The organism is Wolbachia endosymbiont (group A) of Norellia spinipes (genome assembly GCF_964273535.1).
This window is the reverse complement of sequence record NZ_OZ187006.1, coordinates 1,356,621-1,372,558: the sequence shown is the minus strand read 5'-3', so window position 1 is coordinate 1,372,558 and position 15,938 is coordinate 1,356,621. Positions and strand designations below refer to the sequence as shown.

The 15,938-nt window shown below is 36.4% G+C and carries 12 protein-coding genes and 4 pseudogenes; 11 read left to right on the top strand and 5 right to left on the bottom strand.

Going from position 1 to position 15,938, the window contains the following annotated elements; translation table 11 throughout:
• Nucleotides 1-257: 257 nt before the first annotated feature.
• Nucleotides 258-437 (top strand): hypothetical protein, encoded by a 180-nt coding sequence (locus ACFZP3_RS06660; RefSeq protein ID WP_386086990.1) that lies wholly within the window; start codon nucleotides 258-260, stop codon nucleotides 435-437.
• 443 nt (nucleotides 438-880) lie between these two features.
• Here the strand turns inward: ACFZP3_RS06660 and glyA are convergent, their stop codons facing one another.
• The gene (gene glyA / locus ACFZP3_RS06655; protein ID WP_386086991.1) at nucleotides 881-2,158 is read right to left on the bottom strand and encodes a serine hydroxymethyltransferase; all 1,278 of its coding nucleotides are present in this window, start codon (nucleotides 2,156-2,158) and stop codon (nucleotides 881-883) included.
• Between the two features lie 46 nt (nucleotides 2,159-2,204).
• Complete coding sequence (locus tag ACFZP3_RS06650; RefSeq protein WP_386087119.1) at nucleotides 2,205-3,410, bottom strand: MFS transporter; 1,206 nt, start codon at nucleotides 3,408-3,410, stop codon at nucleotides 2,205-2,207.
• A 488-nt stretch (nucleotides 3,411-3,898) separates the two neighbouring features.
• Between ACFZP3_RS06650 and ACFZP3_RS06645 the strand changes: the two genes are divergently transcribed.
• Together ACFZP3_RS06645 and ACFZP3_RS06640 are read left to right on the top strand one after the other, a co-directional pair.
• Nucleotides 3,899-4,387, top strand: a complete 489-nt coding sequence (locus ACFZP3_RS06645) for a hypothetical protein (RefSeq protein ID WP_253309502.1) — start codon at nucleotides 3,899-3,901, stop codon at nucleotides 4,385-4,387.
• 82 nt (nucleotides 4,388-4,469) lie between these two features.
• Nucleotides 4,470-5,172 (top strand): annotated as a pseudogene (locus ACFZP3_RS06640) (transposase); the annotation flags it as partial.
• 228 nt (nucleotides 5,173-5,400) lie between these two features.
• Here the strand turns inward: ACFZP3_RS06640 and ACFZP3_RS06635 are convergent.
• Nucleotides 5,401-6,416, bottom strand: a pseudogene (locus ACFZP3_RS06635) (IS110 family transposase).
• 223 nt (nucleotides 6,417-6,639) lie between these two features.
• On the opposite strand from ACFZP3_RS06635, the pseudogene ACFZP3_RS06630 reads away from it, so the two are divergent.
• From ACFZP3_RS06630 to ACFZP3_RS06620, 3 genes and pseudogenes are all read left to right on the top strand, one after another.
• Nucleotides 6,640-6,843, top strand: a pseudogene (locus tag ACFZP3_RS06630) (transposase); the annotation flags it as partial.
• Nucleotides 6,844-6,908: 65 nt separating this feature from the next.
• Nucleotides 6,909-7,770, top strand: a protein-coding gene (locus tag ACFZP3_RS06625; RefSeq protein ID WP_386086489.1) for an IS630 family transposase whose coding sequence is annotated in 2 segments (ribosomal slippage) — nucleotides 6,909-7,234 and nucleotides 7,233-7,770 — 864 coding nt in all. Because the reading frame shifts where the segments join, the coding sequence is not laid out codon by codon here.
• A gap of 12 nt (nucleotides 7,771-7,782) precedes the next feature.
• A pseudogene (locus ACFZP3_RS06620) lies at nucleotides 7,783-8,127 on the top strand (transposase); the annotation flags it as partial.
• 19 nt (nucleotides 8,128-8,146) lie between these two features.
• Here the strand turns inward: ACFZP3_RS06620 and ACFZP3_RS06615 are convergent.
• Both ACFZP3_RS06615 and ACFZP3_RS06610 read right to left on the bottom strand, forming a co-directional pair.
• Nucleotides 8,147-9,430: a M16 family metallopeptidase gene (locus ACFZP3_RS06615; RefSeq protein ID WP_253309213.1), complete on the bottom strand. Its 1,284-nt coding sequence runs from the start codon at nucleotides 9,428-9,430 to the stop codon at nucleotides 8,147-8,149.
• Between the two features lies 1 nt (nucleotide 9,431).
• Entirely contained in the window at nucleotides 9,432-10,040 is a 609-nt protein-coding gene (locus tag ACFZP3_RS06610) for a superoxide dismutase (RefSeq protein WP_386087086.1), read from the bottom strand.
• 958 nt (nucleotides 10,041-10,998) lie between these two features.
• Between ACFZP3_RS06610 and ACFZP3_RS06605 the strand changes: the two genes are divergently transcribed.
• The 5 genes from ACFZP3_RS06605 to ACFZP3_RS06585 all read left to right on the top strand — a co-directional run bounded on the left by ACFZP3_RS06605 (nucleotide 10,999) and on the right by ACFZP3_RS06585 (nucleotide 15,882).
• Nucleotides 10,999-11,736, top strand: a complete 738-nt coding sequence (locus ACFZP3_RS06605; protein WP_264735927.1) for a hypothetical protein — start codon at nucleotides 10,999-11,001, stop codon at nucleotides 11,734-11,736.
• Between the two features lie 191 nt (nucleotides 11,737-11,927).
• The gene (locus ACFZP3_RS06600; protein ID WP_253309210.1) at nucleotides 11,928-12,218 is read left to right on the top strand and encodes a GIY-YIG nuclease family protein; all 291 of its coding nucleotides are present in this window, start codon (nucleotides 11,928-11,930) and stop codon (nucleotides 12,216-12,218) included.
• 234 nt (nucleotides 12,219-12,452) lie between these two features.
• Nucleotides 12,453-13,460 (top strand): tRNA (adenosine(37)-N6)-threonylcarbamoyltransferase complex transferase subunit TsaD, encoded by a 1,008-nt coding sequence (gene tsaD, locus ACFZP3_RS06595; RefSeq protein WP_253309209.1) that lies wholly within the window; start codon nucleotides 12,453-12,455, stop codon nucleotides 13,458-13,460.
• 558 nt (nucleotides 13,461-14,018) lie between these two features.
• Nucleotides 14,019-15,764, top strand: a complete 1,746-nt coding sequence (locus tag ACFZP3_RS06590; RefSeq protein ID WP_386087085.1) for a type I secretion system permease/ATPase — start codon at nucleotides 14,019-14,021, stop codon at nucleotides 15,762-15,764.
• Entirely contained in the window at nucleotides 15,757-15,882 is a 126-nt protein-coding gene (locus ACFZP3_RS06585; RefSeq protein ID WP_264687919.1) for a hypothetical protein, read from the top strand. The genes ACFZP3_RS06590 and ACFZP3_RS06585 overlap by 8 nt, the downstream gene beginning before the upstream one ends.
• Nucleotides 15,883-15,938: the final 56 nt, after the last annotated feature.

The window sequence follows — 15,938 nt, the reverse complement described above, 5'->3', positions numbered from 1 at the left end:
CTACTTTTTCAACTTTGTGTTGTTTAACATTGGAACAAGATTCCAGATGACATCTTTCATGAACTCTTATTATAACAATGTTCATACAGATGTGTGCCACGCGCTGGAATGACATGGTGAGGTGTCATCCTGCTGCTCCTTTCTTGTCATCTCGCGCGGAATAATTAACCGTCATACCGCCGCGGTATCTCACATAGATCCCGCTAACAAGCAGCGGGATGACGATTGTCAGGGTGTCATCCAAGTAGCCCCTTTTTTTGTCATCCCAGTGCCCAGACTACTTGGATCCAGGAAAAAGAATGGTGTCATCCCAGTGCCCCGACACTGGGATCCAGAAAAGTTTGCTTGTAAGCAAGCAAACTAGCATAGAAAGTGGTTACAACATTTTCGATGAGATTATATGGAAAACTGGATCCCAGTGTCAAGCACTGGGATGACAGCAGTCCTAGGTCATACCGCGATTCATTCGCGGTATCTCTTAACATAGATCCCGCTAACAAGCAGCGGGATGACACCTCTCTTGGGCTCTTTTAGCTATAAACATTAAGAAATTTACTAAATGAAAAAAAAGGCAAAGAACTCCCGTGGTGCGAGTTTTGACTCTATATTACTGTAAGTGGCGCTGTAATAATGTGCTAACGCTTAAAATAAGCGCGGTTTGGCTGAATGTAGAAAAAATTTAAAAGACATGCAGCCGCTATAATTTTATGTAATCCGCCAAAAAATACCCTGAGTTTTTTACTGAATTTTGTCATTGAGCCTGCAGGTCAAAAACAAGTTTTGAGTCATAAATACCCTTATCGTCATAATAAGGGGGCTGGCGGAGTTTGTCAAGTAAGTTTTTTCGTTTCTACCAGCTACTTGGATGACACCACATAAATTAATAAATAGGAAAATTACTACAAATCTTTTCAACTTTAGTTTTTACTGCTTTTTCGACACTTGAGCTATTTCCGCTGATTAATCCCTGAACCACTTCATTTACTAGGCTGGCTATCTCTTTAAAATTTTCTGCCTCAAGTCCGCGTGTTGTCTCAGCAGCGGTGCCAAAACGGAGCCCTGAAGTGATGGTTGGCTTTTCTGTATCAAATGGTACAGAGTTTTTATTGCAGGTAATGCCAGCCCTCTCAAGGCTATCTACAACGTCTTTTCCAGTTAATTTCTGCGATCTTAAGTCAACTAGCACTATATGAGAGTCAGTGCCACCGGTTATAATGTCGAGTCCATGCTTTTGCAATTCTTGAGCTAGTACTTTCGCATTTTCCACGATTTTCTTGCTATAAGTCTTAAACTCTGGCGCTAATGCTTCTTTAAATGCAACAGCTTTTGCAGCTATTACATGCATAAGTGGCCCGCCCTGCAATTCTGGAAAAACTGCAGATTGAATTTTTTTGTGTAATATTTCATCATTGGTCATCACTATTCCACCACGAGGACCACGCAAAGTTTTGTGAGTCGTGGAAGTCATAACATGTGCATATTCAGCAGGAGATGGATATTCGCCCGCTGCAATAAGCCCTGCATAGTGAGCAATGTCTGCAAGCAAATAAGCACCAACTTTATCTGCAATTTCGCGAAAGCGTTTGAAGTCCATTTTTCTCGGATAAGCAGAAGCACCAGCTATGATCAATTTTGGTTTATGCTCCAGCGCCAGCTTTTCTATCTCATCCATATTGAGCAGATAAGTGTCTTTGTTAACTGTATACTGAATTGACTTAAACCATTTACCAGAAAAGCTTGGTGCCGCACCATGAGTTAGATGTCCACCGCAACTCAGTGATAATCCAAGTATTGTATCGCCTGGAGTAAGCAGTGAAGCAAATACCGCCTGATTTGCCTGAGAACCAGAGTGAGGTTGAACGTTTGCAAATTTAACACCGAACAGCTTACAAAGTCTTTCTATAGCTAGACTTTCAACTTTGTCCACATGCTCACAACCACAGTAATACCTTTTGCCTGGATAGCCTTCTGCATATTTATTAGTCAGAAAAGAGCCTTGTGCTTCCATTACTGCTTTACTTGCAAAATTCTCTGATGCAATTAATTGCAATTGTGACTTTTGACGTTGTAACTCTTTTTCTATAAACTGATAAACCTCGTTATCAAAAGACTTTAAACTATTTTTAGAGCCACAGATTTTTTTTAAAACACTCATCATAGATCAAACCTCGCTTTAATTTTAAGATGCACAAGCAATTTTAAGACTACTTATCCTGCTTTTTTAACCATAAGAGCCCAAAAACAGCTATTAGCAAACATACAGGAATAATAGATGTTGCTTTTATCAGCAATTCAGCACTATACACAGGATTTCCTTGTATTACTGTTCTATCCCAACACAAATTTATTATTTTTGCGATTCCAGTGTGAAAAAAATAGCCAAAACCCATGACTATCATGTTTGACACAGCTGTAGCTAAGCCTACTAAGTTATTATTTACATAACTTAGTGCTTTATAAATTGTAACTACTTGATATCCAGATGCAAAGCCGATAATAAAAAGCGTAGGTAATACAACATACAAGCCACCAATCTGAGTAAAAAGTAATAGAAAACCGGCGATCATTGCAAATGAGCATGAAATTATTACTTCATAATGCTTATTTTTATACTTTTCCAATAAATAAGCCAAAGAGAATGATCCTGTTAACATTCCTATCAATATTACGGAAGAGAGAGAAGATGCCAAGCCTTCATTCATTTCATATACTTCAAAAAAGAATGCTTTCGCCCAACCATCAGCAAAACCTTGCATTGGACCGACCATGAGTCCACCAAAAAAGCTAATTAGAATAATATGCTTGTTGAAAAGTATGTTTTTCAAGTCTCTAATGCTAATTTTTTCCTGTTGAGCATTGCTTTCAGGCGTTACTAAGAACAGTAACAGAGCAAGTAAACACCCGAATGCTGAGAAGGTATAGATAACATAATTCCAGCCAAATTTATTGAGTAAGAAGTCTAACGGTAATCCGCCACATATCCCCCCCAAAGTTCCTATAATTATGGATAAACTAGCCATTCTTGCTGATTTTTCTTGCGCAAAATACATGCTTGCAACTTTAAAAAGCCCAATTGCTGAAGCGGACGACCCAATTCCAACGACTATTCTGCCAAGTATTGAATAATACCACTCATCAAAACATATAAGCGGTAATGTTCCGGTAAATGTTAAAACAATACAAGCAGGCAAAACAAATTTTGGCCCAAATCTATCAAGGAAAAGACCAACAGGTATATGAGCTAGCGTATAGCCTACATAGTATAACCCACCAAACTGGCCAACATCTGTAATACTTATGTTAAATTTTGTTATCAATCCAGGCGCAATTATGTTTGGAATTACGCGTAATATATATTGGTACGCATAAAACAGTGACGCCAACAACCAGATTAAAAAATTCCTCTGCAGTACTTTACCCCAAAGCTAGTATTATAGATACTCTGTTTATAGAAAACAATATTTTTATGAATACTTATTTTAATTTACCGGAATTTTATACAGTTGAACTCATAGCCAACATAAGTAGTTTATGCATTAACTAAATTTTCCAGGTTCAAGTTTGGATGATGGAAAAAGTTCACTTTTTCTATTTTTAAAAGAGACCTTTTATTTTACTTATAATTTTTTCTACCATATCTACAACTGGCTCATGAATAAGGTATATGAAAAAAATTACACCACAAATGACAAGTATATTTATGATTTTGCCCTTATTCATCTTTATCTTGAGCTTCACTTTTGTTACAAGATCCATTTTATTTATGTTTTTATTTCATGCTAACAATTATATATTAAATACTATAATTTTCAGTAAAATTTGACTTCAGAAGTACCCTATTAACTCAATATTAACCTTTCTACATGTAAAATAGTTAATATAACATTGAGGTAGGTTGATGAACATAAGCACAATAGACAACACACTGCAAAATTACATAACAAAATACATTGAACAAACATTCGCTACACATGTGTCAGGCAATAGATATGACAAATTGTATAGGGAACTTCTAAGTGGTATAGAAGAGATAATAAAACTCACTATAAACGAAGCAAAACATTATGACAAAAGTTTGGAAAATCTATATAACGATTCAAGATTTAATAAGAAATTTATTCAAGCTGTTGCTAAACATCAGGTGTCGGAATTTTTAAATACTCACCCGAAAAGAAAAGAAATTGTTGCAGAATTTTACAATGAACATCACATTAACGAAAGTGATTTAAAGACTCTGGAGAAAGGGAAAGATTTAGTAAATAAAATAAATAACATTAACTTACTGCAACGAAATGAAAAAAATGAGGAATTCAATATTAGAAAGACACTTGCTCACTCAATAAAAATGCCTTCCATAGAAAAATACAAGTTAGAACATTCAAGATAACCTTAGTGAAGGGAGTGTTAAATAAACTGTGTCAAACCGAAAAAAAAGTAATAAATTGATATAAAAAAATGGAGGTTTGACAATGAGTCAGAAAGTAGTAAACAGAACTACCGGTTTGGTAGATTATAAAGAATTAGAAACAAATATCCTGTCGTCTATACGAGAAGGAAGACCGTTGACAGGAAGAGATGGAGCATTAACACCGTTTATAAAAAAGTTGCTGGAGGTAAGCCTGGAAGGTGAAATAGAAAACCACTTGTCGGCTGAAAGCGAAGAGAATAATCGAAGAAATGGGAGGAATGCAAAGACTTTACGTACAAGCGCAGGGTCATTTGAGCTTTTGACGCCAAGAGATAGGGAAGGAAGTTTCGAACCACAAATAGTCAAAAAAAGGCAAACAAACTTACATCCAGAGCTTGAAACGAAGATTTTGAGCACATTTGCCAGTGGTATGGGCTATAGAGATATAGTGTCACATGTTGAGGAAATTTATGATCACAAAATATCGGTGGCAGAGATATCAAGTATTACTGACAAATTGCTACCAGTAATCAACGAATGGCGTAGTCGCCCGCTGCAGTCTGTATATCCGATAGTTTTCATGGTTTTTTAAAGTCAAAGAGGACGGGCATTGCGTAAGTAAATGCATGTATAACATATTAGGCATAGATCAAAATGGCAAAAAAGAAGTATTAGGTTTTTATTTGGCTGAAAGTGAAGGAGCTAACTTCTGGTTGGGAGTGCTAAATGACCTCAAAGAAAGAGGAGATACCGTCTTGTTAGTCAACAAAAAAATTATAAAAATTTCCCAAGTTGCATCATAAAATCAAAAAATACTTCCAATTGTGTAACAGTACACAGATTATAGTTAGTGGATATGTTGATAAGTAAATTAGTTTTATACGCACAAAACAGATGAAGTTTACTTATCAACATATCCACTAACCAACAACATTCAATAAATTTGTGTAAGATACCACTTTACATAAGATAGATAGGAAGCATTTTTGATTTTAAAGTACTAAACCTTCAGTCAACCTCCTAGCCCTGTAGTTTTTGATATGGTTAGGATCAAAAGCACTTTTGGATGTCAGAATACCGAAAATGATATGGAGTAGCTTACGCATTGCAGCACCAACGATGGCCATATTATGCTTACCCTTTTCCTTTAATCTTTGGCAAAAGCTCATAATGATAGGATTGTGATTCTTAGCTACTATGGCAGGAAAGAAAAGTGCCTTACGTAATGTTTGTGAACCGGATTTACTTAATCTGGGTTTGGCATATACAGAGGAACCTGACGTCATATTTCGTGGTATAACTCCTGTATATGCTGCCAATTGCCTGGCATCTCTAAAAACCTCTATATCAGAAACTTCAGCTAAAATAGCTATTGCTGATTCTTCTCCTATGCCTGGAATAGTCAATAGAAGTTGAAAATTTTCCAACAATTCTTTGTGTTGATTTAATAGTTCACGTACGGAGTTTTTTATTGTTTCTATTTTTTGAGCTATATTCATTGCAAGGTCTTCCCAAGCATTTGCAACTTCTTTAGGCAGTCTCTCTTTTTTTTCTAAGTGGTTATTTACTAATGTTAACTCATCTTTTAACGCAACTGAGCAACGATAAAGATGTTTTAATTTTTTCATTTCAGGAGAAGGTGGTGTCCAACTAGAAGGTTCCTGTCTTTGGCAATAATCAGCAATAACTTCTGCATCGGTCTGATCATTCTTTTGTCGTATCAGCTTACTCCTTGCATAAGATTTTATGCAATAAGGATTTACAACACTTACAAAATGTCCAGCATTGTGTAGAAATTCAGCCAGTGCTTCGCTATAACAACCAGTAGATTCCATGCAGGTTTTTACTTTTTCTACATTATGTTTGTGTAGAAAATTCAGTAGACTTTGAAACCATCGTTCTTAAAGCTTCTTTTTCTAGTTTCACGCTTTCCTTTTTTGCTTATAAATGAGAGAAAAACATCAAAGCGATCTTTTGATATATCTATGCCCAAAAAGTTGTTGATCATATATAACCCCATACGTTACCATTAAAAATGAAAAGTAAGGCTAGTCTTGTGAATACAGAATTAGAACCATTCAGGTCTTTCTACGATACCTTCCAGCCTATACTTTTGAGAAGGGAATTCTTATCTCCTCTACAGATTTTATATCTAAGAAGAAGCACAGAGTTCCTCCCTTCTCCACCTAATGCTTAAGCTTAAAACATTAGATGCTTTTGACAAGATACAAGTAGAAGATATCCTTATTGCCTGCGTTGATGGGCTGAAAAGCTTTCCTGCAGCTATAAACAGTGTCTTTCCTAATGCGGAAGTGCAGATGTGTATAGTGCATCAGATACGCAACTCACTGAAGTATGTGGCCAGTAAAGATGCGAAGAGTTTTTTGAGCGATTTAAAGAAGGTATATCAAGCTTCAAGCAAGGAAATTGCCGAGAATTATAGCTCTTCTCATAATAATCCAAACAAGTTAAGATATGGATTTATGGTAGTGGGGTTTGTATGCCAGCAGCGTATAGTTACGATTTAAGGAAAAAAGCAATGGAGGCATTGGATGAAGGAGAAAGTAGAGCAACTGTTGCAGAGAGATTTAAAATTGGAAAAACGACTCTATATGAGTGGCAGAAAAGGCGTAAGGAAACGGGAGATTTTCAGTCAAAAAAGCCTGGAAGCGTAGGATATAACCATAAAATTACTGACTGGAATGTTTTTACCAAATTTGCAAAAAACCATGGTGGCAAAACTCAGTCAGAGATGGCTAAACTCTGGGGTAATATCAGTCGACAAACGATTCACCGCGCACTTAAAAATATTGGATTTACAAGAAAAAAAGACCTACGGATATAAAGAAAGAAATGAAGGAAAGCGAGCTCAATTTTTAAAGGTTATAGCAACAAAACGTCATGAAAATCTTGTATATATTGATGAATCTGGAATAGATAATACAGAAGACTACCCATACGGATATTGCAGAAAAGGAGAGAGGTTTCATTCATTAAAATCAGGTAAAAAAACTCAGCGTGTCAGTATGATTGCAGCTCTAAATAAAAGGAAGATCATTGCTCCATTGACCTTTGAAGGATACTGCAATAAGGATGTTTTCGAGGCTTGGTTTGAGCAGTTTTTAACTCCAATTTTAAGGTCTGGCCAAACTGTAATTCTTGATAACGCTACATTCCATAAATCTAAAAAAATAGATAATCTTGCTAGAGGAGTTGGTGCTGAAATTCTTTATCTTCCTCCATATTCTCCAGACTTTAACGAAATTGAGCATAATTGGTTTGCTATAAAGAATAGAGCTAGAAAAAATATCCCTATTTTTAAGTCTTTCCGTCAAGCTGTTGATTCTGCTTTTTTATTCTGACTATTATGAGAAGAGCTATATCTGTTGGAATTGGATGAAAAATGGGGCACAAAGTACCCTATGGTTATAAAATCTTGGCAGAATAATTGGGAAAACTTGTCTGGTTATTTTAAGTATTCTGGTCCAGTTAGGAGGATAATCTACACCACCAATCCCATAGAGGGGCTACATAGGCAAATTAGGAAATTCACTAAGACCAAAGGCTCATTTACCAGCATAAATGCCTTGTATAAGCAGGTATATTGTGCTATAAAGAAGGCAGAGGAAAAGTGGACGATGCCTGTACATGATTGGGCATTAACTATCTCTCAACTTGATGTTTTATTTCCTGGCAGATTGAAAATTGAGTTGAACTAAAAATGCGGTTTGACACAGTTTATTTAACACTCCCTTTAAGCATAGAAACCACTTTATCGTAACTTGGCAATGATTTAATTTCTCCAATTGCAGCTAGAGTGGTTTTTTCATGCTGAGATAACAATTCTTTTGCTGCTTTTTTTACGTTAGCAGTGGTAACTGCACTAATTTTTTCTATTAATTCATTTTTACTGATGTACCTATTATAGTTACCATAGTAGTGCCCCAATGTTTCAGCGCGTGAGCTAACACTTTCGCGTGACATTAAAATTTGGGATTTTATTCGCTCTTTCACTCTATTTACTTCTTCTTCCCTCAGATTATCTGTAGACAGCTTCTTCAACTCTGTCGTCATAGATTTTAAAAGCTTATCTAAGTTACTACTATCTGTGCCAGCAAAAATGGAAAACATCCCTGTATCAGTGTAGCTGGAATTAAATGAATAAACAGAGTAAGCTAATCCCTGCTTTTCCCTTACTTCCTGGAACAGACGTGATGACATTCCGCTCCCTAATATAGAATCAAGCACTTGAAACGTGTGATATTTATCGTCATAACGAGAAACGCTAGGTAGACCAATTAGCAAGTGCACCTGATCTAATTTACGATGTTCTAAATACTCACCACCAGTGTAGCTCGTCGCATTTTGGCTTTTTTTCAGCTTTTTAGAATGAATCTTTGAGAGAAAATCTTTGGTTAATGCAACAACTTCTTCATGTTCAACATTTCCTGCAACGGCAAATAGCATATTCTCGCCAAAGTAATGCTCATTTATGTAGTTATTTAGATCTTCTCGAGTAAAAGATTTTACAGTATCTTGCGTGCCTAAGATTGACCTGCCGAAAGGTTGATCTTCATAAGCTGCCTCAAAATATTTATCGAAAACAATGTCACTTGGTGAATCATTAGTTTGAAAAATCTCTTGTATTACAACGCCCTTCTCACGTTCCAATTCATCTTCTGGAAATGTTGAATTCATCAATATATCTATTAATATATCAATACCAGTTTTTATGTCTTTCTTGAGGACTTTTGCATAATAGGTGGTGCTTTCCCTACCGGTGCTGGCGTTGAAAACCCCACCTATGTCGTCAAAAGCTTTTGCAATTTCAAACGCAGTTCTTGTCTTCGTTCCTTTGAAAGCCATGTGTTCTAGAAAATGGGATATTCCATTTTGATTTGCACTTTCCGCTCTACTGCCAACACCAACTCGTATGCTTAAAGCTACGGAATCAACATCACGCACCTGCTCAGTTATTATGCGCAGACCATTATCTAATTTTGTTACCTGAGGTGTATTCATCTTATGTATTCTTTTTGAAATTTTCTTCTGCAAAATCCCAATTAATCAAATGGTCAAGGAAAACTTTTATGTAGTCAATTCTACGGTTTTGACAATCTAAATAATAGGCGTGCTCCCAGACATCCATAGTGAGTAATGGAACTTGGCCATAAATTAATGGCAAATCTGCATTTGGAGTTTTGGTGATTTTGAGCTTTCCTTTTTCGAGCACTAACCATACCCATCCACTACCAAATTGGCTTACTCCATAATTGGCAAATTCCCCACAAAACTTATCAAAACCACCGATATCATCTTGAATTTTTTTTGCCAGAAAACCATCATCTTTAGGTTTACCACCACCATTCTTCTTCATTGAATTCCAATAAAAAGTGTGGTTCCAAACTTGCGCTGCGTTATTAAATATGGGAACTTTATCGCTATTACCATGCACTTTTGTTATTAATTCCTCAATTTTCACATGTTGATAATCTGTATTTTCAAATAGCTCGTTGAGTTTATTTAAATATCCTTTATGGTGCTTATCATAATGAAAATCTAAGGTTTTTGCAGATATGTAAGGCTCCAAAGCTGTTTTATCATATGGTAATTCAGGTAAAGTAAAACTCATGACAATCTCCTTATTTTTGACCTACTTGGATGGTATTGTAATATGTGCTCTTGTGCAACATATAATTAATAGCTAAAACATTAGGTATCTATTGCATTATTCTAAGTTTTATATCACAATAATGATTATTATATAAGCCATAGAAACGGATTAAATACAAAAACTTCCTTGACAAACTCCGCCAGCCCCCTTATCATGGTATTGAAGGTATTCAGTTATCTTCATCTGTGCAGATTAAACAGCAAAAAAACAACGTACTTGGCGTCTTATTTTTAATTTTTCGCACTATGTGCACCTTATGTCTTCACAATATTTCTAGGTTTTTACCTACACAAGCTGAAACGCGCTTATAAGTCGTTTAAGACAGTATAGTACGCCAATTTGCAGGATTAGAGAGTGACAACTAGCTAACGCGGGGTTTCTTTTGCCTTTTTTTCTGCTTAGTAAATTTCTTAAACATTTAAACTAAGGTGAGTTGCATTTAAAAGCAGCTAAATTGCAGTGTTTAAGACTTAAAAAACGCCAAATACTGAAAATAGATAATGACCAGGGCTTCTTTTGCCTTTTTTCTTCGTTTAGTAAATTTCTTAATGTTTATAGCTAAAGTAACTTAGGTTCATCGACAATCGTCATCCCGCTACTTGTTAGCGGGATCTATGCTAAGAGATACCGCGAATGAATCGCGGTATGACGGTTCGTGACGGTATGACGGTTTGCGGTGGCATCTCGTCATCCCGCTACGTGTTAGCGGGATCTATGCTAAGAGATACCGCGAATGAATCGCGGTATGACGGTTCGTGACGGTATGACGGTTCGCGGTGGCATCTCGTCATCCCGCTACGTGTTAGCGGTATGACGGTTGTCAGTAAACCTGAATTACTTTAGCTATGCAATGAGATTTCCTAAAAAACACTTTATAGCTCTTGAGTATAAAAAAAAATTCCTTTAATAATAAGGCATGCTAATCAGGAATTTAATCAAACAAGCGACTAAAGTAGGAAGCAGTGAAAATGCAATACGATATATTGAGTATCTCTATCAATTTGAGAAGTTTAGAAACACATTAAACCTCACTTTATCACTAATAAAGCAAAATAAGCTTTCGTTTGAAATATACCAAGAGGGATTAGTGGATATGGAAGAAGGGGTGTGTAAGACAATCAGGTCTTCCGGTGTAAATAGGTATGTTATTGTGCTGAGAAGGTCAAATCCATACATTATAGTGCATGAACTTTCACATATGGTTGAAAATGAGCTTAACTTGAGCCTAGAGCAGGAATTTCTCCATAAGGTTTACCAGGATATTGAGCAGAATTTAAGGCAAGCAAATGTTCTTGTGCAGAAAATTATTAGCCAAGTTATATTTAAGGAGATACAAGCTTATCAAACTGCAAAGTCACGCGCATCTGAATTGTTTGCACGCTATTTTGAGCTATTTGCTTGGGCACAAGAGGTTTATCCTAAGGATAAAGAATACTTAATTCGCACTCAAGATTTAAACAAAGTGTTCCTTGCTACTGATCAATGGAAAAAGAGCTGCCTGGATCCACAAATGATGGATAGAATAGATAAGGAAATCAAGGAATACAGCAATAAAACCGCCACTAAAGACGTAACCAAAGTGCAAAGCAGTTGGACTAATAAATTTTCTCCTGGGGGCAAAAAAATTAGCTCCATATTTGGAGATGATGATTAGCTTATAGTGCAGGTTTTCCTACGTCATACCGCAATTCATTCCACGACTGTACGAACGTCTAGTTTAGTGATAAAATGTATATAATTATTGATGTCATTCAAGCATTTACATTTGTTACATCAGCACTCACATTTGTCATCTCAGTCTCCTCTTCCTGTCATCCCAGTGCGTGACACTGGGATCTAAATTTTATGAAAAACTATTATATTTATATACTTGCAAGTAGACACAATAAGGCTCTATGTATAGGTGTTACGTCGAATTTAATTAAACGAATTTGGGAGCATAAGAACAAGGTTATTCCCGGTTTTACGTCGAAATATAATGTACAAAAATTAGTTTATTTTGAAGAATTTCAAGACGTAGATTCGGCTCTTGATAGAGAAAAACTTCTAAAAAGTTGGAGAAGGGAATGGAAAATCAATTTAGTTGCAAGAAAAAACCCAAATTGGTATGATTTATATTACGAAATTACTAAGTGAGATCCCAGTGTCACGCACTGGGATGACGAGAGAGGAGACCTGGAATAACAAGAAAGTGCTCCATCTCAATAGCGCAATGTTCATACGATTGTAGATTCATTCGCGGTATCTCATCAGCTAACAAGCAGCGGAATGACGGTTGTCGGTAAATCTTTTAGCTATAGAAGTTAACTTTGCAGTTAACTTCTACAGCGTTTCAAGGTATAGTTTTTATAATAAAGTGCTCGAATATACATGAAAACCATTTTAGCTGTTGAAACAAGCTGCGATGAAACTGCAGTAGCGATTGTAAATAGTGACAAGCAAGTCCTTGCTCACGAAATTCTCTCCCAAGCAGAACACAAAAAACGCGGTGGGGTGATCCCTGAAATAGCCTCACGTGCTCATATGGAGCATTTAAGTGGTCTAATAAAAAGCGCCGTGGAAAAATCTAACCTTAACTTTTGTGATCTCAATGCAATTGCAGCAACATCAGGACCAGGACTCATAGGTGGATTAATAGTTGGTACAATGATGGCTAAAGCAATTGCGCATGTAGCACAAAAACCGTTCATTGCAGTGAATCACTTAGAAGCGCATGCATTAGTTATTAGGTTACTGCATGAGGTGAAATTTCCGTTTTTAGTTCTATTAATATCAGGTGGTCACTGTCAATTTTTAATTGCACAGGATGTAGGTAAATATATTAAACTCGGGGAGACACTTGATGACTCGTTAGGAGAAGCATTTGATAAAGTTGCTAAGATGCTGGGTTTAAGCTATCCCGGAGGGCCATTAATTGAAAAGTTAGCTAAAAAAGGCAATGGTGCAAGATTTAAACTGCCAAGGGCGATGATAAAACGTTCTGGATGTAACTTTTCGTTTTCTGGAATCAAGACAGCAGTAAAAAACTTAGTGCAGAAACTCGAAATGAGCGAGCAAGATGTGTGTGATGTGTGTGCTTCGTTTCAAGAGTGTATTAGTGACATACTGCTGGACAGGGTTAGTAATGCGATTATTATGGCCGAATCTTTAAATATCAAAATCAATGACTTTGTGATTACCGGCGGAGTTGCAGCAAATAATTTTTTGAGAGAAAAACTGAAAGAACACATAAACTTAAACATATTTTTCCCCCCTAATAATCTATGTACAGACAATGCAGTAATGGTTGGATGGGCAGGAATTGAAAGGTTACAGAAGAATTATATAGATCCACTTAATTTTGCACCAAGACCTAAGTGGGAGTTAGAAAGTTATTAAAAACTCTCAATTCTGAATTATAGCTAAAGTGACTTAGGTTTACCGACGATTTGAAAAACGACAAATTCGTCATTCCGCTACGTGTTAGCGGAATCTACGCCGCGAATGAATCTATAGCTGTACGAACATTGTGATTTGAGAACAATTTCCACAAGGGATGACAGCTACCCTGACAACCGTCATCCCGCTACGTGTTAGCGGGATCTCTTGTTAGCGCCGTGGCGGTATGACGTAGGATTGCTGTCATTCCGCTGCTTGTTAGCGGATGAGATACCGCGAATAAATCGCGGTATGACGGTTTGCGGCTGCATGACGATGGTTTATACCTCGTCATCCCGCTGCTTGTTAGCGGGATCTCTTGTTAGCGCCGCGGCGGTATGACGTAGCTCAGCTATAGGCAATGAAGGAAATATTAACTATACTTCTTTTTACCATTGTTTATATTTCCTATTCACATATATTAATATTTTACTCACTTAAAGCAGGCTAACTGCCGTTATTAATATTTTTGTAATAAAAATTGTATATGGTGCATGTAATTAAATTAAGAGGAAGATTGTGGAAATTACGCCATCAATAAAAAAAGAATTGAAGCAAAGTACTCTATATATTTGCCTAGAAAAATGCAAAAGTGCATTTTGGTTTATCTTTTGGTTTAGTGCGGGAATCAATTTATTAATATTATTTCTACCACTTTATACCTCTCAAGTGCTTGATCGGGTGATATCAAGCGAAAGTGTATCAACACTAACTATGCTGACAATTATCACTTTATCTGCATTTGCATGTTCTGCAATGCTTGAAACTTGTCGATATTTAGCCATGGCAAAAATAGGTGATTGGATCGATAAAACTGCAACACCAGATCTGATAGTAAGGTCAATCAGGCTAACGTCAGTGCAGAGCTCAACTTCAAGTGGTGAAGCAATACGAGATCTCGGGGTAATAAAAAATTTCATTACAGGAAATGGTATATTCTCACTGTTTGATACTCCATGGTCGTTAATTTACCTTGTTGTGATTTTCATGATACACACCTCCACGGGGTTTATAGTTATTGCTGGAATCATTATATTAGTCTCTATGGCAATATGGAATGAACTTGCCACTAAACGAATATTACAAGAAACCAACGAAGAAACTATACGGAATATCAATGCTATAGATGTTGCAACAAGAAATGCAGAAGTAGTTGAAGCTATGGGCATGTCAGAATTCATAGTCTCTGATTGGTGTAAACGAAATGATCAGAATCGAGCAATGCAAATTAAAGCACAAAATCGCTCTAATGTAATTACTGGAATCACTAAGTTTTTGCGCTCAACTCTGCAAATATCAGTAATTGGAACAGGTGCATTACTTGCAATTACAGCTCATAAAACTGCTGGTAGCATCATCGCTGCTTCAATTTTAATGGGTAGAGTATTAGCACCATTTGACGCTGCGGTTCATACTTGGAAGTTTTTAAATCAGGCTAGAATGTCATATGGAAGGCTACAAAGACTTATATTAACATCACCAAAAAGAGAGCAAACGATGGCTCTACCAGAACCTGAAGGAAAATTGGAATTTGATAGAGTATTTTTTACTCCTTATGGAAGCAATAAGCCAACAGTAAAAGGAATATCATTTATTATAGAACCAGGGGACGTAGTAGGTGTGATTGGTGCAAGTGCTTCTGGTAAATCCACTATCGCAAAATTAACTGTTGGTGTATGGAAGCCAATATCTGGTGTAGTCAGACTAGATGGCGCTGATGTATATACTTGGAATCGAGAAAATTTTGGTAATTATGTTGGCTACTTACCTCAAGATATTGAGTTATTTAACACTAGTGTCAAAGCTAATATTGCTCGCATGAGACCAGATCCAAATCCTGAAGAAATAATCAAAGCAGCAAAAATTGCAGGAATACATGAACTAATACTAAGCTTACCAAATGGATATGATACAACAATAGGAGGTCCTGGAGGAGTAACGCTCTCTGGCGGCCAAAAACAGCTTCTTGGACTTGCCAGAGCTTTTTATGGTCACACAAAACTTTTAGTACTTGATGAACCAAACGCTAACTTAGATAGCAATGGAGAGGCATGCTTAATTAATGCAATTGGCATTGCAAGAAAGCAAAATACTACTACTGTTATCATCACTCACAAGCTACCGTTATTGTCCGTAGTTGATAAGGTGATCCTCATGTCAGATGGTGTCATTTACGCTATGGGACCAAAAGATGAGATTTTGAGCAAATTAGTTGCTCCATCATCAAATACCAAAGAAGATGAGCGCTCTTCAGCAAATGGTTAGTTTACTTACACTAAATTCTGTATCTGAAATAACAACTGTTCCAGTATTACTAGAAATGTTTACCATTAGAAATAATATTACAAGAATAGTAAATAGATTAATAACTCCTATTAATTAAAGTTAATCGGCAGATAGTGTATATTTCTAATTAATGAGTTTTCTTAATTTATTAAT

Excerpts from the sequence above, each read along its gene's own strand:
- glyA (WP_386086991.1), bottom strand. The coding sequence starts at position 2,158 with ATGATGAGTGTTTTAAAAAAAATCTGTGGCTCTAAAAATAGTTTAAAG.
- ACFZP3_RS06645 (WP_253309502.1), top strand. The coding sequence starts at position 3,899 with ATGAACATAAGCACAATAGACAACACACTGCAAAATTACATAACAAAA.
- ACFZP3_RS06600 (WP_253309210.1), top strand. The coding sequence starts at position 11,928 with ATGAAAAACTATTATATTTATATACTTGCAAGTAGACACAATAAGGCT.
- ACFZP3_RS06605 (WP_264735927.1), top strand. The coding sequence starts at position 10,999 with ATGCTAATCAGGAATTTAATCAAACAAGCGACTAAAGTAGGAAGCAGT.
- ACFZP3_RS06585 (WP_264687919.1), top strand. The coding sequence starts at position 15,757 with ATGGTTAGTTTACTTACACTAAATTCTGTATCTGAAATAACAACTGTT.
- ACFZP3_RS06615 (WP_253309213.1), bottom strand. The coding sequence starts at position 9,430 with ATGAATACACCTCAGGTAACAAAATTAGATAATGGTCTGCGCATAATA.
- ACFZP3_RS06610 (WP_386087086.1), bottom strand. The coding sequence starts at position 10,040 with ATGAGTTTTACTTTACCTGAATTACCATATGATAAAACAGCTTTGGAG.
- tsaD (WP_253309209.1), top strand. The coding sequence starts at position 12,453 with ATGAAAACCATTTTAGCTGTTGAAACAAGCTGCGATGAAACTGCAGTA.